Source organism: Streptomyces sp. Mut1 (genome assembly GCF_030719295.1).
Taxonomy (GTDB): Bacteria; Actinomycetota; Actinomycetes; order Streptomycetales; family Streptomycetaceae; genus Streptomyces; species Streptomyces castrisilvae.
In genome coordinates this window covers 4,737,050-4,756,641 of record NZ_CP120997.1, presented here as the reverse complement: position 1 = coordinate 4,756,641, position 19,592 = coordinate 4,737,050, and the positions used below count along the sequence as shown (strand labels likewise).

Here is a 19,592-nt window from a genome sequence, read left to right as displayed (position 1 = left end):
TTTGCTGGGATGCCGGCCCCCGGGGGCATTCTCCGCGAAGTGTGAACTCCGCGACGAATGCCCCACGGGCTCCGGTGACAAGCCTAAAGCGTGAGCTCGGGAGAGTTACTCGCCCTTGGCCTTCGCGATGATCTCCTCGGCGACGTTCCGCGGAACCTCGGCGTAGGAGTCGAACTGCATCGAGTAGCTTGCGCGACCCGAGGTCTTGCTGCGGAGGTCTCCGACGTAGCCGAACATCTCCGAGAGGGGCACGAGGCCCTTCACGACGCGAGCGCCGCTGCGCTCCTCCATGGCCTGGATCTGGCCACGGCGGGAGTTGAGGTCGCCGATCACTTCACCCATGTAGTCCTCGGGCGTGGTGACCTCGACCGACATCATCGGCTCCAGGAGCACGGGGGACGCCTTGCGGGCACCCTCCTTGAACGCCTGCGAACCGGCGACCTTGAACGCCAGCTCGGACGAGTCGACCTCGTGGTAACCACCGTCGAGAAGGGTGACGCGGACGCCGACCATCTCGTAACCGGCCAGGATGCCGAACTGCATGGCTTCCTGAGCACCCGCGTCCACCGAGGGAATGTACTCACGGGGGATGCGGCCACCGGTGACCTTGTTGACGAACTCGTACGACGCGTCGCCGCCCTCAAGGGGCTCGATGGCGATCTGCACCTTCGCGAACTGGCCGGTACCACCAGTCTGCTTCTTGTGCGTGTAGTCGATACGCTCGACGGCCTTGCGGATCGTCTCGCGGTACGCCACCTGCGGCTTGCCGACGTTCGCCTCGACGCGGAACTCGCGCTTCATGCGGTCGACGAGCACTTCGAGGTGAAGCTCGCCCATACCACCGATGATGGTCTGGCCGGTCTCCTCGTCGGAGTGCACCTGGAAGGACGGGTCCTCCTCGGAGAGGCGCTGGATGGCGACACCCAGCTTCTCCTGGTCACCCTTGGACTTGGGCTCGATGGCGACCTCGATGACCGGCGCCGGGAAGTCCATGGACTCCAGGATCACCGGGTTCTTGTCGTCGCACAGCGTCTCACCGGTGGTGGTCTGCTTCAGGCCCATGACGGCGATGATGTCGCCGGCACCCACCGACTGGATCTCCTCACGCTTGTTCGCGTGCATGCGGTAGATCTTGCCGATGCGCTCCTTCTTGCCCTTGACGGAGTTCAGCACCGCGGTGCCGGCCTCCAGGCGACCGGAGTAGATCCGGACGAAGGTGAGCTTGCCGAGGTGCGGGTCGCTCGCGATCTTGAACGCGAGCGCGGAAAGCGGCTCGTCGTCCGAGGGCTTGCGCTTGACCACGGTCTCGGGGTCCTTGGGGTCGTGGCCCTCGATGGCCTCGACGTCCAGGGGGGAAGGCAGGTAGCGCACGACCGCGTCGAGCAGGGGCTGGACGCCCTTGTTCTTGAACGCCGTGCCACAGAACACCGGGGTGACGGTGACGGAGTCGGCGCCGCCCCTGGAGGCCAGGGTGATGCGGCGGATCGCCTCGTGCAGCTGGTCCTGGGTGGGCTCGGTGCCCTCCAGGTACAGCTCCATCATGGCGTCGTCGTTCTCGGCCACGGCCTCAAGGAGCTTGGCGCGCCATTCCTCGGCGGCCTCCTTGAGGTTGTCCGGGATGTCGACGACGTTGTACATCTCGCCCTTGGCGGCCTCTTCGGGGTACACGAAGGCCTTCATCGACACGAGGTCGACGACACCCGTGAAGTCGGCCTCCGCACCGATGGGCAGCTGCATGACGATCGGGGTCGCGCCGAGGCGGTCCACGATCATGCTGACGCAACGGAGGAAGTCGGCGCCGGTGCGGTCGAGCTTGTTGACGAAGCAGATACGCGGCACGCCGTAGCGGTCCGCCTGACGCCAGACGGTCTCGGACTGCGGCTCGACGCCGGCCACACCGTCGAACACGGTGACGGCGCCGTCGAGGACGCGGAGCGAACGCTCCACCTCGACGGTGAAGTCGACGTGACCCGGGGTGTCGATGATGTTGATGGTGTGGTCAACATCATTGAGCGGCCAGTGGCAGGTCGTCGCGGCGGACGTGATCGTGATGCCGCGTTCCTGCTCCTGCTCCATCCAGTCCATCGTCGCGGAGCCGTCGTGGGTCTCGCCGATCTTGTACGAACGACCGGTGTAGAACAGGATCCGCTCAGTGGTGGTCGTCTTGCCCGCGTCGATGTGGGCCATGATCCCAATATTGCGGACCTTGGCCAGGTCAAGCGAAGTGGTGGCCATAAGGCTCAGTCTTCTCTCGGTCTCGATGGGGGTAGCGACTACCAGCGGTAGTGCGCGAAGGCCTTGTTGGACTCGGCCATCTTGTGGGTGTCCTCACGCTTCTTGACGGCAGCGCCAAGACCGTTCGAGGCGTCGAGCAGCTCGTTCATGAGCCGCTCGGTCATCGTCTTCTCGCGGCGGGCGCGGGAGTAACCGACGACCCAGCGCAGCGCGAGGGTGGCGGCGCGACCGGGCTTGACCTCGATCGGCACCTGGTAGGTGGCGCCACCGACACGGCGGGACTTGACCTCGAGCGAGGGCTTGACGTTCTCCAGCGCGCGCTTCAGCGTGATGACCGGGTCGGCGCCGGTCTTCTCACGAAGACCCTCCATGGCGCCGTACACGATCCGCTCGGCGGTGGAACGCTTGCCGTCGAGCAGGATCTTGTTGATCAGCGACGTGACAAGAGGAGAGCTGTAGACCGGGTCGATGATGACCGGGCGCTTCGGGGCGGGGCCCTTACGAGGCATTCTTACTTCTCCTTCTTGGCGCCGTAGCGGCTGCGGGCCTGCTTGCGGTTCTTGACACCCTGGGTGTCGAGCGAGCCGCGGATGATCTTGTAACGAACACCCGGCAGGTCCTTCACACGGCCACCACGCACGAGCACGATGGAGTGCTCCTGCAGGTTGTGTCCCTCACCCGGGATGTAGGCCGTGACCTCGATACCAGAGGTCAGACGCACACGCGCGACCTTCCGGAGCGCGGAGTTCGGCTTCTTCGGGGTGGTCGTGAACACACGCGTGCAGACGCCGCGGCGCTGGGGCGAACCCTCCAGTGCGGGCGTCTTGTTCTTCTCGACCTTGTCCTGCCGGCCCTTCCGGACCAGCTGCTGGATCGTAGGCACTACTTCTCCGGTTTCTGTGTGCCGTCGGTGAAACTAACCTGGAACATCGCCGACCCACGCGGTCGGGTGTGTCGAATCACGCAAGCTCCTGCCGCAAGGCACGAAGAGCACGGATCACGGTGGCCAAAGACAGACTCGCCATGCGGTTGAGGACACGCACACGAGCCCAGGCACACCCCAGGCACAAGGTCTGAGCGTACCTACCTCACGGACTTGGGTCAAAACAAATGCTGTCCACCCCGGCCGGTCGGCCCGACCGCCCGGCTTGTCCCGACCCGTACGGATGCCGCAGACCCCCGCAAGGAGGCCCTCAGGGGCCCCTACGACCCTCACAGAGGCCCTCCCCGCCCCCGGGGACCACCGCCGGCCCCCGGCCCAGTGTGACCCATCGCACGCCGGAGGGCGGCCACCCCCACGGGATGGCCGCCCTCCGGTCGTATCAAGCGACTCGCTTACTGGTTGTACGGACCGTAGTCGTAGTCCTCCAGCGGAACGGCCTGGCCGGAGCCCGTGCCGAACGGCGAGTAGTCGATGTCGTCGTAGCCGACGGCCGAGTACATCGCGGCCTTGGCCTCCTCGGTCGGCTCGACCCGGATGTTGCGGTAGCGGGACAGACCCGTACCGGCCGGGATGAGCTTACCGATGATGACGTTCTCCTTGAGGCCGATCAGGGAGTCGGACTTGGCGTTGATCGCCGCGTCCGTCAGGACCCTGGTCGTCTCCTGGAAGGAGGCCGCGGACAGCCACGACTCCGTCGCCAGCGAGGCCTTGGTGATACCCATCAGCTGCGGACGGCCGGAGGCGGGGTGACCGCCCTCGGTGACCACACGACGGTTCTCGGTCTCGAACTTCGAGCGCTCGACGAGCTCGCCCGGCAGCAGTTCCGCGTCGCCGGACTCGATGATCGTCACGCGGCGGAGCATCTGCCGGATGATGATCTCGATGTGCTTGTCGTGGATCGACACGCCCTGCGAGTTGTAGACCTTCTGGACCTCGCCGACCAGGTGGACCTGGACCGCGCGCTGACCGAGGATGCGCAGCACGTCGTGCGGGTTGGTGGCACCCACGGTGAGCTTCTGGCCCACCTCGACGTGGTCGCCCTCGCCGACCAGCAGACGGGCACGCTTGGAGATCGGGAAGGGGATCTCGTCGCTGCCGTCGTCCGGCGTGACCACGAGCTTCTTGGTCTTCTCGGTCTCCTCGATCCGGACCCGGCCCGCGGACTCCGAGATCGGGGCGACACCCTTGGGCGTACGGGCTTCGAAGAGCTCGACGACTCGGGGCAGACCCTGGGTGATGTCGTCACCGGCCACACCACCGGTGTGGAAGGTACGCATCGTCAGCTGGGTGCCGGGCTCACCGATGGACTGGGCGGCGATGATGCCGACCGCCTCACCGATGTCGACCAGCTTGCCGGTGGCGAGCGAGCGTCCGTAGCAGAAGGCACAGGTGCCGACCGCGGACTCACAGGTCAGGACCGAGCGGGTCTTGACCTCCTCGACGCCGGCGCCCACCAGGGCGTCGATCAGGACGTCACCGAGGTCGACGTTGGCAGGCGCGATGACCTTGCCGTCCACGACGACGTCCTCGGCGAGCATGCGGGCGTAGACCGAGGTCTCGACGTCCTCCGTCTTGCGGAGCACGCCGTCGGCGCCCTTGACGGCGATCTTCAGCTTGAGGCCGCGGTCGGTGCCGCAGTCCTCCTCGCGAATGATCACGTCCTGCGAGACGTCCACCAGACGACGGGTCAGGTAACCCGAGTCAGCGGTACGCAGGGCGGTGTCCGCCAGACCCTTACGGGCACCGTGCGTGGAGATGAAGTACTCCAGAACGGTGAGGCCCTCACGGAAGGACGCCTTGATGGGACGCGGAATCGTCTCGTTCTTGGCGTTGGACACCAGACCACGCATACCGGCGATCTGACGCATCTGCATCATGTTTCCTCGGGCACCCGAGTCAACCATCATGAAGATGGGGTTCGTCTTGGGGAAGTTCGCGTTCATGGCCTCGGCAACCTCGTTGGTCGCCTTGGTCCAGATGTTGATGAGCTCCTGCGTGCGCTCGTCCTTGGTGATCAGACCGCGCTCGTACTGCTTCTGGACCTTCTCGTCCTGCTCCTCGTAGCCCTTGACGATGGCCTTCTTGGCCTCGGGCACGACGACGTCGGAGATGGCCACGGTGACGCCCGAACGGGTCGCCCAGTGGAAGCCCGCCGCCTTCAGGTTGTCGAGCGTTGCCGCCACGATGACCTTGGGGTAGCGCTCGGCGAGGTCGTTGACGATCTCGGAGAGCTGCTTCTTGCCGACCGAGTAGTCGACGAACGGGTAGTCCTCGGGCAGCAGCTCGTTGAAGAGCGCGCGGCCCAGGCTCGTCCGCAGCCGGAAGGTGTCGCCCGGCTGGTACTCGGGCTCGCCCTCCTCGGCGACCGGCGGCACCCAGCCACGCGGCGGGATGGTGCCCACCGGGAAGCGGATGTCGACGGACGACTGGAGCGCCAGCTCGCCGGCGTCGAACGCCATGATCGCCTCGGCCGTGGAGCCGAACGCACGGCCCTCGCCCTTGGTGTCACGGAGCTCGCCGTCGGTGGTCAGGAAGAACAGGCCCAGCACCATGTCCTGGGTCGGCATGGTGACGGGACGACCGTCGGCCGGCTTCAGGATGTTGTTCGAGGACAGCATCAGGATGCGGGCCTCGGCCTGCGCCTCCGCGGACAGCGGCAGGTGCACGGCCATCTGGTCACCGTCGAAGTCCGCGTTGAACGCGGTGCAGACGAGCGGGTGGATCTGGATGGCCTTGCCCTCGACCAGCTGCGGCTCGAAGGCCTGGATGCCGAGGCGGTGCAGGGTGGGCGCACGGTTCAGCAGCACCGGGTGCTCGGCGATGACCTCTTCGAGGACGTCGTACACCACGGTGCGGCCGCGCTCGACCATGCGCTTGGCCGACTTGATGTTCTGCGCGTGGTTCAGGTCCACCAGGCGCTTCATCACGAACGGCTTGAAGAGCTCCAGCGCCATCGCCTTCGGCAGACCGCACTGGTGCAGCTTGAGCTGCGGACCGACGACGATCACGGAACGCGCGGAGTAGTCCACACGCTTGCCGAGCAGGTTCTGACGGAAACGCCCCTGCTTGCCCTTCAGCATGTCGCTGAGGGACTTCAGGGGACGGTTACCGGGACCGGTGACCGGACGACCGCGGCGGCCGTTGTCGAACAGCGCGTCGACGGCCTCCTGGAGCATGCGCTTCTCGTTGTTCACGATGATCTCGGGCGCGCCGAGGTCGAGAAGCCGCTTGAGGCGGTTGTTGCGGTTGATCACACGGCGGTACAGGTCGTTCAGGTCGGAGGTCGCGAAGCGGCCACCGTCCAGCTGCACCATCGGACGCAGGTCCGGCGGGATGACCGGTACGCAGTCGAGCACCATGCCCTTGGGCTTGTTACTCGTCTGAAGGAACGCGGAGACGACCTTGAGGCGCTTGAGCGCACGGGTCTTCTTCTGGCCCTTGCCGGTACGGATGATCTCGCGGAGGCGCTCGGCCTCCTCGTCGAGGTCGAAGGACTCCAGCCGCTTCTGCAGCGCGGCGGCGCCCATGCAGCCGTCGAAGTACGTGCCGAAGCGGTCACGCAGCTCGCGGTAGAGCAGCTCGTCGCCCTCCAGGTCCTGGACCTTGAGGTTCTTGAAGCGGCTCCACACCTCGTCGAGGCGGTCGATCTCGCGCTGCGCACGGTCGCGCAGCTGCTTCATCTCGCGCTCGGCACCCTCGCGCACCTTGCGGCGCACGTCGGCCTTGGCGCCCTCGGCCTCCAGCTCGGCCAGGTCGGTCTCAAGCTTCTTGGCGCGGTTCTCGAGGTCCGAGTCGCGGCGGTTCTCGATCTGCTGGCGCTCGACGGAGACGTGCGCCTCCAGCGACGGGAGGTCGCGGGTGCGGCGCTCCTCGTCCACGAACGTGATCATGTACGCGGCGAAGTAGATGACCTTTTCGAGGTCCTTCGGCGCGAGGTCCAGCAGGTAGCCCAGACGCGACGGGACACCCTTGAAGTACCAGATGTGGGTGACGGGAGCGGCGAGCTCGATGTGGCCCATGCGCTCACGGCGCACCTTGGCGCGCGTGACCTCGACGCCACAGCGCTCACAGATGATGCCCTTGAAGCGGACACGCTTGTACTTGCCGCAGTAGCACTCCCAGTCCCGGGTCGGACCGAAGATCTTCTCGCAGAAGAGTCCGTCCTTTTCGGGCTTGAGGGTGCGGTAGTTGATGGTCTCCGGCTTCTTGACCTCGCCGTGGGACCAGGTCCGGATGTCGTCCGCGGTGGCAAGGCCGATCCGCAGCTCGTCGAAGAAGTTGACGTCGAGCACTTGTCGTCAATCCCTCTTTCGGGGGTTCGAGCCCCCTCGCGTCACGCGAGAAATCGGGGCACTTCAGCAATGGTCTGAACGGGTCCGGGGAGAGCCGGCCGGATCACGGAGATCCGGCCGGCCAACCCGTCAGACCTCTTCGACGCTGCTCGGCTCGCGCCGGGACAGGTCGATACCGAGCTCCTCCGCCGCGCGGAAGACGTCCTCGTCCGTGTCACGCATCTCGATGGACATGCCGTCCGAGGAGAGCACCTCCACGTTGAGGCAGAGCGACTGCATTTCCTTGATGAGCACCTTGAAGGACTCGGGAATGCCGGGCTCGGGGATGTTCTCGCCCTTGACGATCGCCTCGTAGACCTTCACGCGGCCGGTGACGTCGTCGGACTTGATCGTCAGCAGTTCCTGGAGGGCGTACGCGGCGCCGTAGGCCTCAAGGGCCCACACCTCCATCTCACCGAATCGCTGCCCACCGAACTGCGCCTTACCACCCAGCGGCTGCTGCGTGATCATGGAGTACGGGCCGGTCGAACGGGCGTGGAGCTTGTCGTCGACCAGGTGGTGCAGCTTGAGGATGTACATGAACCCGACCGAGACCGGGTCCGGGAACGGCTCGCCGGAGCGGCCGTCGAACAGCTTGGCCTTGCCGGAGGGCTGCACCAGGCGGGCGCCGTCGCGGTTGGGGATCGTGGCCTCGAAGAGACCGGAGATCTCGTCCTCGCGCGCACCGTCGAAGACGGGCGTGGCGACGTTGGTGCCGGGGGCGACCTGGTCGGCGCCGATGGCCTGGAGCCGCTTGGCCCACTCGTCACCGAGACCGGAGACGTCCCAGCCGCGGCTGGCGAGCCAGCCGAGGTGGATCTCCAGGACCTGTCCCGGGTTCATTCGGGACGGGACACCCAGCGGGTTGAGGATGATGTCGACCGGGGTGCCGTCCTCCAGGAACGGCATGTCCTCGATCGGCAGGATCTTCGAGATGACGCCCTTGTTGCCGTGACGGCCGGCGAGCTTGTCACCGTCGGTGATCTTGCGCTTCTGCGCGACGTAGACGCGGACCAGCTGGTTCACGCCCGGCGGCAGCTCGTCGCCCTCTTCGCGGTCGAAGACGCGGACGCCGATGACCTTGCCGATCTCACCGTGCGGCACCTTCAGCGAGGTGTCGCGCACCTCGCGCGCCTTCTCACCGAAGATCGCGCGGAGCAGGCGCTCCTCGGGGGTCAGCTCGGTCTCACCCTTGGGCGTGACCTTGCCGACGAGGATGTCACCGGCGACGACCTCGGCACCGATACGGATGATGCCGCGCTCGTCGAGGTCGGCGAGGACCTCCTCGGAGACGTTCGGGATGTCCCGGGTGATCTCCTCGGGGCCGAGCTTGGTGTCACGGGCGTCGACCTCGTGCTCCTCGATGTGGATCGAGGAGAGGACGTCGTCCTGCACGAGGCGCTGCGACAGGATGATCGCGTCCTCGTAGTTGTGACCCTCCCACGGCATGAACGCCACGAGCAGGTTCTTGCCGAGCGCCATCTCACCGTTCTCGGTGGCCGGACCGTCGGCGAGCACCTGGCCCTCGATGACCCGGTCGCCCTCGGAGACGACGACCTTCTGGTTGACCGAGGTGCCCTGGTTGGAGCGCATGAACTTCGCGATGCGGTACGTGGTGTACGTGCCGTCGTCGTTGGTCACGGTGATGTAGTCCGCGGAGACCTCCTGGACCACACCGTCCTTCTCGGCCTTCAGCACGTCACCGGCGTCGGTGGCGCAGCGGTACTCCATGCCGGTGCCGACGAGCGGGGCCTCGCTCTTGATGAGCGGCACCGCCTGACGCATCATGTTCGCGCCCATGAGGGCACGGTTGGCGTCGTCGTGCTCCAGGAACGGGATCATCGCGGTGGCGACGGACACCATCTGGCGCGGCGAGACGTCCATGTAGTCGACCTCCGCGCCGGGCACGTAGTCGACCTCGCCGCCGCGGCGGCGGACCAGGACGCGGGGCTCGGTGAAGCGCAGCTCGTCGGAGAGCGTCGCGTTCGCCTGGGCGATGACGAAACGGTCTTCCTCGTCGGCCGTGATGTAGTCGACCTCGTCGGTGACCTGGCCATCGACGACCTTGCGGTACGGCGTCTCGATGAAGCCGAACGCGTTGACGCGGCCGTACGAGGCGAGCGAACCGATCAGACCGATGTTCGGGCCTTCAGGGGTCTCGATCGGGCACATACGTCCGTAGTGGGACGGGTGCACGTCACGGACCTCGAAGCCGGCCCGCTCACGGGAGAGACCACCCGGGCCAAGAGCCGACAGGCGGCGCTTGTGGGTGAGACCCGACAGCGGGTTGTTCTGGTCCATGAACTGCGACAGCTGGCTGGTGCCGAAGAACTCCTTGATGGAGGCGACGACCGGCCGGATGTTGATCAGGGTCTGCGGCGTGATCGCCTCGACGTCCTGGGTCGTCATGCGCTCACGCACGACGCGCTCCATCCTGGCCAGACCCGTACGGACCTGGTTCTGGATGAGCTCGCCGACGTTGCGCAGACGGCGGTTGCCGAAGTGGTCGATGTCGTCGGTCTCGACGACGATCGAACGGCCGGACTCGCCCACCGTCTCGGTCTCACCGGCGTGCAGCTTGACCAGGTACTTGATGGTCGCGATGACGTCGTCGGTGGTGAGCACGCCGGCGTCCAGCGGCTCGTCCGCGCCGAGCTTCTTGTTCACCTTGTAGCGGCCGACCTTCGCGAGGTCGTAGCGCTTCGGGTTGAAGTAGAGGTTCTCCAGCAGCGTCTGAGCGGCCTCGCGGGTGGGCGGCTCGCCCGGACGGAGCTTGCGGTAGATGTCGAGCAGCGCGTCGTCCTGGCCCTGGGTGTGGTCCTTCTCCAGGGTGGCGCGCATGGACTCGTACTCGCCGAACTCCTCGAGGATCTGCTCGGTGCTCCAGCCGAGAGCCTTCAGGAGGACGGTGACGGACTGCTTGCGCTTGCGGTCGATGCGGACACCGACCATGTCGCGCTTGTCGATCTCCATCTCCAGCCAGGCACCCCGGGAGGGGATGATCTTGGCGGAGAAGATGTCCTTGTCGGACGTCTTGTCGATCGACGAGTCGAAGTAGACACCCGGCGAGCGGACCAGCTGCGACACCACGACACGCTCGGTGCCGTTGATGACGAAGGTGCCCTTGTTGGTCATGAGCGGGAAGTCGCCCATGAAGACCGTCTGGGACTTGATCTCGCCGGTCTCGTTGTTGGTGAACTCGGCCGTGACGAAGAGCGGGGCGGCGAACGTGAAGTCGCGCTCCTTGCACTCGTCGATCGAGTTCTTGGGGGGCTCGAAGCGGTGGTCGCGGAACGTAAGCGACATCGACCCGGAGAAGTCCTCGATCGGTGAGATCTCCTCGAAGATCTCCTCCAGGCCGGACTTGGTGGGGACGTCTTGTCCACTGTCCAGAGCAGCCTCGACGCGAGCCTTCCAGGCGGCGTTGCCGAGGAGCCAGTCAAAGCTCTCGGTCTGCAGCGCGAGGAGGTTCGGAACCTCGAGGGGCTCCTTGATCTTTGCAAAAGAGATGCGCAGCGGGGCGGTGCTGGCGCCGTTGTTCGTATTCGCGGTCGAGGCGTTGCGCGAGGCGGCCAAGAGGGGGTCCTTCCGAGGGCTCGGACTCACTACGCGCGTACCGGTCCCAAACTGGACATGTGGACAGATATCCCGAATGAGGGATGCTGAGTCCACGGTGCACAAGATGGGTATGCCCCTGGTGACGGGCAGGAGGCAGCTAACAGGCAGCGCAAAGGGTCAGTGTAGCCAAGAGGCACACTGATGTCCAGTCGGGGTTTTCAGAGACCCACGTTGCTCTCAACAGCTGTTCTCAACACCTTTGTCCGGCCCTGCGCGAGCTGCGCTCTTCTTTACTGCCCGCTTCACCGTCGATCCATGCCTCGGATTCGGATCGATTCGGCGTCGCGCCTTGAGAATTGCGCGCCTCGTGCGGTTCGTCAAGGCCCCCTCGGCCCGGCCGGCCTCCGAGGCCCGCGGACACCGCCCGTCGGCGGCGCTCGCGTGCCCTACGAGAGGCGCACGGCGAAAGATCACCATACTCGTCAACGCGGGAAGGGCAAGGCACCCGCCACGGATACGCCGAAAGGCGACCACCCGTAAGGGTGATCGCCTTTCGCGATGTGACGCCGCGCCTCGCGGCACGGTGGTCCTGAGGAGTCAGATGACTCGCAGGGTCACTTGACCTCGACGGAGGCGCCGGCGGCCTTGAGGGACTCGGCAGCCTTCTCGGCGGCCTCCTTGGCGACCTTCTCGACGACGGGCTTCGGGGCGCCGTCGACGAGGTCCTTGGCCTCCTTCAGGCCGAGGGAGGTCAGCTCGCGCACGACCTTGATGACCTGGATCTTCTTGTCACCGGCGGCGGTGAGGATGACGTCGAACTCGTCCTTCTCCTCAGCGGCCTCGACCGGGGCGCCCGGGCCGGCGGGGCCGGCGACGGCGACGGCCGCGGCGGCGGTGACGTCGAACTTCTCCTCGAAGGCCTTCACGAACTCGGAGAGCTCGATGAGGGTGAGCTCCTCGAACTGGGCGAGCAGGTCTTCCTGGCTGAGCTTCGCCATGACAGGCGTCCTTCCACTATTCGGCAGGTGCCGGATGTATATGTCGGCGGGCGTACGTGGGGCCCGCTGGACCGCTGAGCGAAATTACTCGGCGGCCTCGGCGGGAGCCGGCGTACCGGCACCGCCCTGCTCCTCCAGCTTGACGCGAAGCGCTTCCGCGGTGCGGACGAACTTCGACGGCAGCGCCTGGAAGAGCTGCGCAGCCTGAGTCTGCTTGCCCTTCATGGCACCGGCCAGCTTGGCGAGCAGAACCTCGCGGGACTCGAGGTCCGCGAGCTGCTTGATCTCATCGGCGGACAGCGCCTTACCGTCAAGGACACCGCCCTTGATGATGAGGTTGGGGTTGTCCTTGGCGAAGTCACGAAGACCCTTCGCCGACTCCACCGGGTCACCGGTGACGAAGGCAACCGCCGTCGGGCCTGCGAACAGGTCGTCCAGCGTGTCGATCCCGGCCTCGTTGGCCGCAATCTTGGTCAGCGTGTTCTTCACCACGGCGTACTGGGCGTTCTCACCGAGCGAACGGCGCAGCTGCTTGAGCTGTGCCACGGTGAGACCCCGGTACTCGGTCAGCACGGCGGCGCTGGAGCTGCGGAACTGGTCCGCGAGCTCGGCTACCGCTGCAGCCTTGTCGGGCCTTGCCATGAGCGTCGGCCTCCTTCCGGGTGATGAGGACCGCTCAAAAGGCCCGGAAAGACGAAACGCCCCGGCGCAGGCGCCAGGGCGAAGCTCGACCGGAACGAAGTCCGGGAGCTCTCCACAGTCACCTGCGCAGGTCGTCCGTGTCAACGGATCCTTCGGTTGCCGAGACCCTTGCGGATTCCGGACAACGACCAGCGGTCTTTGGCTTCTGCGAAAGAGTACGCGACCGGGGTCGCGCCGGGCAAATCCGTCCCCCTTCGGGTGGGACCGAGAGGTTTGAACTCTCCCGAACCCGGTGAACTCTCCCGAACCCGGTTAGGAAGTCGCCCCCGTGGACGCCCCCTGCTGCTGCTTCATGAGCTCGGTGAACTCGATGGTCTGGTCGGCCGGCGGGCGCTCGACCGAGACCTTGGTGCCGTAGTCGCTGTAGAACACCGTCGAGTTCAGCTCGCCGGTCTTCATCTGGCCGCGCTCGGTCTTCTTCACCAGCAGGTCGTCTCCGTCGACCCAGATGTCCACGGTCTCCGTGGAGATCCCGGCGTCCGCCAGCTGCTTCTTGAGGGCGGCCAGCTCATCGGCGTCGAGGCTGCTGTTCTTGGCGGTCAGGTCGGCGACGTCCACCGTGCCCGAGTAGTGCGTGGTGGTGACGCCGCGGACGTCCTCCTGGCCGACCTTCTTCACGTCGCCCGAGGCCAGCAGCGACTTCACGCCCTGGTCCGGGGTGGTGTTCTGCATCTGGTCCTTCAGCGCCGCCCCGGAGGCGCCGCCGATCTGGGCCAGGTCGTCGTAGCTGTAGCTGATCCAGCGCTTGCCGCCGGTCTGCTGGGCCATGGCGTCGCCCATGTCCGCCGCGTACCCGTCCTTGAAGTAACGGGCCTCCATCGTGCCGTTGCTGCCGAGCTGCTTCATGGAGTCGGCCATGTCGCCGCCGGTGTACGTGATCTGCATGCTGCCGGTGATGCCGTCGGACCAGTCCATGACACCGGACTGCTTCATGGACATCGCGGTGCCCAGCGACGTGGTGCCCTCGACCTTGGCCGAGTGCGCGCTGCCGGTCTTCTTCTGCACGGCGATCAGCGCGGCGATCGGATTCGCCTTCGCCACCGAGCCCGCGCCGCTCCCGCTGGTGCCCTTGGCCTTGCCCCCGTCGTCCGATCCGCCGCAGGCCGCGACCGACGTCAGCGCCGCCGCCACTGCCACGGAAAGACCCACGCGCCGCACGGTATTGCTCAACATTGCGATTCCACCCCTCGTTCGGCTCTCGGTGACCCCACGCTAATGCAGGGCTACGACAGCCATGTCCACGTACGAATGAGGACGGGCCCCGCACCTCGAAAGGTTGCGGGGCCCGTCCCATGTCACACGTGACGCGACGGTCGTACGAGCGCGAGGGCTCAGACGGCGGCCGGGTCCTCCTCGACGAGGAGGTTACGGGTGCGGTTGGAGTCCAGCGGGATGCCGGGGCCCATCGTGGTCGCCAGCGCGGCCTTCTTGATGTAGCGGCCCTTGGCGGCGGACGGCTTCAGACGGAGGACCTCTTCCAGCGCCGCTGCGTAGTTCTCCACCAGCTTGGTCTCGTCGAAGGAGACCTTGCCGATGATGAAGTGCAGGTTCGAGTGCTTGTCGACGCGGAACTCGATCTTGCCGCCCTTGATGTCGTTGACAGCCTTCACGACGTCGGGGGTGACGGTGCCGGTCTTCGGGTTCGGCATCAGACCACGCGGACCGAGCACGCGGCCGAGGCGGCCGACCTTGCCCATGAGGTCCGGGGTCGCGACGACGGCGTCGAAGTCCAGACGGCCCTTCGCCACCTCGTCGATGAGCTCGTCGGCGCCGACGATGTCGGCTCCGGCGGCTTCCGCGGCCGCAGCACGGTCACCGGTCGCGAAGACCAGGACCCGGGCGGTCTTGCCGGTGCCGTGCGGGAGGTTCACGGTGCCGCGGACCATCTGGTCGGCCTTGCGCGGGTCGACACCCAGGCGGAAGGCGACCTCGACGGTGCCGTCGAACTTCGTGGAGGCGGTGTCCTTGGCGAGACGGACGGCTTCGAGCGGGGCGTACAGGCGCTCCCGGTCGATCTTGGCGTCCGCAGCGCGGAGGTTCTTGCTGCGCTTCACTTCTACTCCTGATGGTTTCAGAGTGTGGAGTCGTGGTGCGGACCAGCGCTTGGTCCTACCACTGAGGGGGTGGGGCTGAATCAGCCTTCGACCGTGATGCCCATGGAACGGGCGGTGCCGGCGATGATCTTCGACGCGGCGTCGAGGTCATTGGCGTTCAGGTCGGGGAGCTTCGTCGTGGCGATCTCGCGGACCTGGTCGGCCGTCAGCTTGGCGACCTTGGTCTTGTGCGGCTCGCCGGAGCCCTTGTCCACACCCGCGGCCTTGAGGATCAGCTTGGCGGCCGGCGGAGTCTTGGTCACAAAGGTGAAGGAGCGGTCCTCGTAGACCGTGATCTCCACCGGCACGACCATGCCACGCTGCGACTCGGTCGCGGCGTTGTAGGCCTTGCAGAACTCCATGATGTTGACGCCGTGCTGGCCCAGCGCGGGGCCGACCGGCGGGGCCGGGTTGGCCGCACCGGCGTTGATCTGGAGCTTGATAAGCCCCGTGACCTTCTTCTTCTTGGGAGGCATGTGCTCTCTCCGGGTCCTAGTGAGAGTTTTCGCCGTCATCCGGTCATCCGGATGCAGGCATACCGCACAACGATAACGGGTATAGCTGCGCGACCAAAAACCGAGCAGGTCAGACCGGCTTCGACAGCCTGTCTGACCTGCTCGGTAGGCATGTGTCCAGAAGCGAGCGGGTAAGCGCTAGTTCTTCTGGATCTGGTCGAAGCTGAGCTCGACCGGGGTCTCGCGACCGAAGATCTCGACGAGGCCCTTGACCTTCTTCGAGTCGGCGTTGATCTCGTTGATCGTCGCCTGCAGCGTCGCGAACGGGCCGTCGGTGACGGTGACCGAGTCGCCCACCTCGAAGTCCAGGACCTGGACCTCGACCTTGCGGGACGGAGCCGGCTTGCCCTCGGCCTCGGCGGCCTCACGGGCGGCCTTCTCCTCGGCCTCCGGCGCGAGCATCTTGACGATCTCGTCCAGGGTCAGCGGGTACGGGTCGTAGGCGTTGCCCACGAAGCCGGTGACGCCGGGGGTGTTGCGGACGACGCCCCAGGACTCGTTCGTCAGGTCCATGCGCACCAGGACGTAGCCCGGGAGCTTGTTCTGGCGGACGTTCTTGCGCTCGCCGTTCTTGATCTGGACGATTTCCTCCTCAGGCACCTCGGCCTGATAGATGAACTCCTCCACGTTCAGCGAGACGGCGCGCTGCTCCAGGTTGGCCTTCACACGCTTCTCGTAACCGGCGTACGTGTGGATGACGTACCACTCGCCCGGCAGGCCGCGCAGTTCCTCGCGCAGGGCGGTGACGGGGTCGACGGGCTCGGCCGGCTCGGCCTCCTCCTCGGCGGCTTCCGCGGTCTCCTCGGCCTCGCCGTCGGAGGTCTCGTCGGCGGCACCGGCCTCGGGGGCCTCGTCGGCGGCGGCGTCGGCAGCTTCGGCCTGGTCCGGCTCCTCGGCGTCCGCCGCCTGGACGATGTCGAGCTCGTCCTCGGCGGACTCGAAGGCGCCCGCCGTCGGCTCGACGGCGTCGTTCAGGTTCGGGTCAGACACGGTGGCTGCTTCTTCCTGGATACATATGGGTGGAACATGCGAAAGGGGCGCCCATAGAGGCGCCCTCCGCGTGGATCAGCCGAAGACGTACTTGATGACCCGCGCGAAGCCCAAGTCAATCACGGTTACGAGACCAATCATGACGACCACGAACACGATCACCACGGAGGTGTACGTCGTCAGCTGGTTGCGCGTCGGCCAGACGACCTTGCGCAGCTCGGCGATGATCTGGCGGTAGAAGAGCGCGAGACGGCCCAGAGGGCCCTTCTTGCCGCGCTTGCCGCCCTTCCGGGTCTTCTTCTTCGACTCGGGGACTTCGTCCTCGGCATCAGGCATGTCGATGGAGCCCACGGCGTCCGTCACGCTTCTCACCTGATTCCGGGTCGTGGCCGTGCCGCGCCCGGTGGAGCCGCACGGCGGTGCATTGAAGTACGTACATGCGCACACATCCTGGCGAAGGAGTGTGTAGCAGGGCCGGAGGGACTTGAACCCCCAACCGCTGGTTTTGGAGACCAGTGCTCTACCAATTGAGCTACGACCCTTTGTGGTTTCCACCAACCTACCGCATGTACCCGGAAGCCCGGGTGCAGGAACGGTGCGGCTGGTGAAGGCCAACGACAGGTGAGTGTACGTGCTCAGCGGCCCCGCGTCGAACAGATAGCTCCTGACCGCTCCCGGGCACTTCGTGTCCGGTTGCTGTCCGAGTGCTGTCCGGTCCCTGAAACCCCTGTGCCGACGGGGAAAACGGTCTGGGAGCATGGGGGGCATGAGCGCTGCTACTTCTCCGTCCGAGCGCAGGGTCTCCGCCCGCATCGGTGCCATTTCCGAGTCCGCCACCCTCGCCGTCGACGCCAAGGCCAAGGCCCTCAAGGCCGCGGGCCGGCCGGTGATCGGCTTCGGTGCCGGCGAGCCCGACTTCCCGACTCCCGGCTACATCGTCGACGCCGCGGTCGAGGCCTGCCGCAACCCCAAGTTCCACCGCTACACCCCGGCGGGCGGGCTCCCCGAGCTCAAGGCCGCCATCGCGGAGAAGACGCTGCGCGACTCCGGCTACGAGGTCGACGCCTCCCAGATCCTGGTGACCAACGGCGGCAAGCAGGCCATCTACGAGGCCTTCGCCGCGATCCTCGACCCGGGCGACGAGGTCATCGTCCCGGCCCCGTACTGGACCACCTACCCCGAGTCGATCCGGCTGGCCGGCGGCGTCCCGGTGGAGGTCGTGGCCGACGAGACCACCGGCTACCGGGTCTCCGTCGAGCAGCTGGAGGCGGCCCGTACCGAGCGTACGAAGGTCGTCCTGTTCGTCTCCCCGTCGAACCCGACCGGCGCGGTCTACAGCGAGGCCGACACCGAGGCCATCGGCCGCTGGGCCGTCGAGCACGGCCTGTGGGTCCTGACCGACGAGATCTACGAGCACCTCGTCTACGGGGACGCGAAGTTCACCTCGCTGCCGGCGGTCGTGCCCGAGCTGCGCGACAAGTGCATCGTGGTCAACGGCGTCGCCAAGACGTACGCGATGACCGGCTGGCGGGTGGGGTGGATCATCGGCCCCAAGGACGTCGTGAAGGCCGCGACCAACCTCCAGTCGCACGCCACGTCCAACGTCGCCAACGTCTCCCAGGCGGCCGCGCTGGCCGCCGTCTCCGGGGACCTGGACGCGGTCGCCGAGATGCGCACCGCCTTCGACCGGCGCCGCAGGACCATCGTGCGGATGCTCAACGAGATCGACGGCGTGTTCTGCCCGGAGCCCGAGGGCGCGTTCTACGCGTACCCGTCGGTGAAGGAGCTGCTCGGCAAGGAGATCCGCGGCAAGCGCCCGGCCACCTCGGTGGAGCTGGCGGCGCTGATCCTGGACGAGGCCGAGGTGGCGGTCGTCCCGGGCGAGGCCTTCGGCACGCCGGGCTACCTGCGCCTTTCGTACGCGCTGGGCGACGCCGACCTCACCGAGGGCGTCTCGCGCATCCAGAAGCTGCTGGGCGAGGCGAAGGCGTAGTCCCCGCCCCGAACCCGTGAGCGACCCCCCGGCCCCGGCCGGGGGGTCGCTTTCGCGTTCGATGGGCAACTCGATGGGGAAAGCGGCTACCGCGACACCCCGTCCGTGCGGCAGGATCTTGGAATGGAGCGTGATGTACGTCTGTTGCCCAAGGCCCACCTGCACCTGCACTTCACCGGGTCGATGCGGCCCACGACGCTGCTGGAGCTCGCCGACAAGTACGGCGTGCGGCTGCCCGAGGCCCTGACCGGCGGCGAGCCCCCCAAGCTGCGTGCGACGGACGAGCGGGGCTGGTTCCGCTTCCAGCGGCTGTACGACATCGCCCGGTCCTGCCTGCGGACCCCCGAGGACATCCAGCGGCTGGTGCACGAGGCCGCCCAGGAAGACGTGGCGGACGGCTCCGGCTGGCTGGAGATCCAGGTCGACCCCACCTCGTACGCGCCCCTGCTCGGCGGCCTGATCCCGGCGATCGAGATCATCCTGGACGCCGTGGACAGCGCCTCGCGCGCGACCCGGCTGCCGATCCGGGTGGTCATCGCGGCCAACCGGATGAAGCACCCGCTGGATGCCAGGACCCTCGCGCGGCTCGCCGTGCGGTACGCGGACCGGGGCGTCGTCGGATTCGGGCTCTCCAACGACGAGCGGCGCGGCATGGCCCGTGACTTCGACCGGGCCTTCGCCATCGCCCGGGAGGGCGGTCTGCTGGCCGCCCCGCACGGGGGCGAGCTGTCGGGCCCGTCCAGCGTCCGCGACTGCCTGGACGATCTCGACGCCTCCCGGGTCGGGCACGGGGTGCGCGCGGCCGAGGACCCCCGGCTGCTGCGCAGGCTGGCCGAGAGCGGGGTGACCTGCGAGGTGTGCCCGGCGTCGAATGTGGCGCTCGGTGTCTACGAGAAGCCGTCCGACGTGCCGCTGCGCACGCTGTTCGACGCGGGTGTGCCGATGGCGCTCGGCGCCGACGACCCGCTGCTCTTCGGCTCCCGGCTGGCCGCGCAGTACGACCTGGTGCGCCGCCATCACGCGTTCACGGACGAGGAGCTGGCCGAGCTGGCCCGCCAGTCGGTACGGGGTTCGTCGGCGCCCGAGCCGGTGCGCGCGGAGCTGCTGGCGGGGGTCGACGACTGGCTGTCGAAGCCGGTGGCCTGAGCCGGGGGCCCAGGAGCTGGGGGCCCAGGAGCTGGTGGTCCAGGAGCTGGTGGTCCGGAGCCCGGTGGTCCGGCGGCCCGGCGGCCCG

General features: G+C 67.0%; 14 protein-coding genes and 1 tRNA gene. 2 read left to right on the top strand and 13 right to left on the bottom strand.

The window, feature by feature from the left end; translation table 11 throughout:
* Nucleotides 1–105: 105 nt before the first annotated feature.
* The 13 genes from fusA to P8A18_RS20635 form a co-directional block, all read right to left on the bottom strand.
* Complete coding sequence (gene fusA, locus P8A18_RS20695; RefSeq protein ID WP_306056536.1) at nucleotides 106–2,235, bottom strand: elongation factor G; 2,130 nt, start codon at nucleotides 2,233–2,235, stop codon at nucleotides 106–108.
* Nucleotides 2,236–2,273: 38 nt separating this feature from the next.
* Entirely contained in the window at nucleotides 2,274–2,744 is a 471-nt protein-coding gene (rpsG, locus tag P8A18_RS20690; RefSeq protein ID WP_018101248.1) for a 30S ribosomal protein S7, read from the bottom strand.
* A gap of 2 nt (nucleotides 2,745–2,746) precedes the next feature.
* Nucleotides 2,747–3,118: a 30S ribosomal protein S12 gene (gene rpsL, locus P8A18_RS20685; protein ID WP_003948652.1), complete on the bottom strand. Its 372-nt coding sequence runs from the start codon at nucleotides 3,116–3,118 to the stop codon at nucleotides 2,747–2,749.
* A gap of 452 nt (nucleotides 3,119–3,570) precedes the next feature.
* Nucleotides 3,571–7,470: a DNA-directed RNA polymerase subunit beta' gene (locus tag P8A18_RS20680; protein WP_306056532.1), complete on the bottom strand. Its 3,900-nt coding sequence runs from the start codon at nucleotides 7,468–7,470 to the stop codon at nucleotides 3,571–3,573.
* Nucleotides 7,471–7,599: 129 nt separating this feature from the next.
* Nucleotides 7,600–11,085, bottom strand: a complete 3,486-nt coding sequence (gene rpoB, locus P8A18_RS20675) for a DNA-directed RNA polymerase subunit beta (RefSeq protein ID WP_306056530.1) — start codon at nucleotides 11,083–11,085, stop codon at nucleotides 7,600–7,602.
* 596 nt (nucleotides 11,086–11,681) lie between these two features.
* Entirely contained in the window at nucleotides 11,682–12,065 is a 384-nt protein-coding gene (rplL, locus tag P8A18_RS20670; RefSeq protein WP_018550656.1) for a 50S ribosomal protein L7/L12, read from the bottom strand.
* Between the two features lie 84 nt (nucleotides 12,066–12,149).
* Nucleotides 12,150–12,707: a 50S ribosomal protein L10 gene (gene rplJ / locus P8A18_RS20665; RefSeq protein WP_018550657.1), complete on the bottom strand. Its 558-nt coding sequence runs from the start codon at nucleotides 12,705–12,707 to the stop codon at nucleotides 12,150–12,152.
* 312 nt (nucleotides 12,708–13,019) lie between these two features.
* On the bottom strand, nucleotides 13,020–13,940 hold the full coding sequence (locus tag P8A18_RS20660; RefSeq protein WP_306056528.1) for an SCO4651 family lipoprotein: 921 nt from the start codon (nucleotides 13,938–13,940) through the stop codon (nucleotides 13,020–13,022).
* Between the two features lie 158 nt (nucleotides 13,941–14,098).
* Nucleotides 14,099–14,821, bottom strand: coding sequence for a 50S ribosomal protein L1 (gene rplA / locus P8A18_RS20655; protein ID WP_018550659.1), 723 nt, complete (start codon nucleotides 14,819–14,821; stop codon nucleotides 14,099–14,101).
* An 80-nt stretch (nucleotides 14,822–14,901) separates the two neighbouring features.
* The gene (gene rplK / locus P8A18_RS20650) at nucleotides 14,902–15,336 is read right to left on the bottom strand and encodes a 50S ribosomal protein L11 (protein WP_014154605.1); all 435 of its coding nucleotides are present in this window, start codon (nucleotides 15,334–15,336) and stop codon (nucleotides 14,902–14,904) included.
* Between the two features lie 177 nt (nucleotides 15,337–15,513).
* Nucleotides 15,514–16,365, bottom strand: a complete 852-nt coding sequence (gene nusG / locus P8A18_RS20645) for a transcription termination/antitermination protein NusG (RefSeq protein WP_306056525.1) — start codon at nucleotides 16,363–16,365, stop codon at nucleotides 15,514–15,516.
* 75 nt (nucleotides 16,366–16,440) lie between these two features.
* Nucleotides 16,441–16,728: a preprotein translocase subunit SecE gene (gene secE, locus P8A18_RS20640; RefSeq protein WP_018550662.1), complete on the bottom strand. Its 288-nt coding sequence runs from the start codon at nucleotides 16,726–16,728 to the stop codon at nucleotides 16,441–16,443.
* Nucleotides 16,729–16,834: 106 nt separating this feature from the next.
* Nucleotides 16,835–16,907: transfer RNA gene (locus P8A18_RS20635), tRNA-Trp, on the bottom strand.
* Nucleotides 16,908–17,131: 224 nt separating this feature from the next.
* On the opposite strand from P8A18_RS20635, the gene P8A18_RS20630 reads away from it, so the two are divergent.
* Nucleotides 17,132–18,358: a pyridoxal phosphate-dependent aminotransferase gene (locus P8A18_RS20630; RefSeq protein WP_306056523.1), complete on the top strand. Its 1,227-nt coding sequence runs from the start codon at nucleotides 17,132–17,134 to the stop codon at nucleotides 18,356–18,358.
* A gap of 123 nt (nucleotides 18,359–18,481) precedes the next feature.
* Nucleotides 18,482–19,504 (top strand): adenosine deaminase, encoded by a 1,023-nt coding sequence (locus tag P8A18_RS20625; protein WP_306056521.1) that lies wholly within the window; start codon nucleotides 18,482–18,484, stop codon nucleotides 19,502–19,504.
* Nucleotides 19,505–19,592 lie beyond the last annotated feature (88 nt).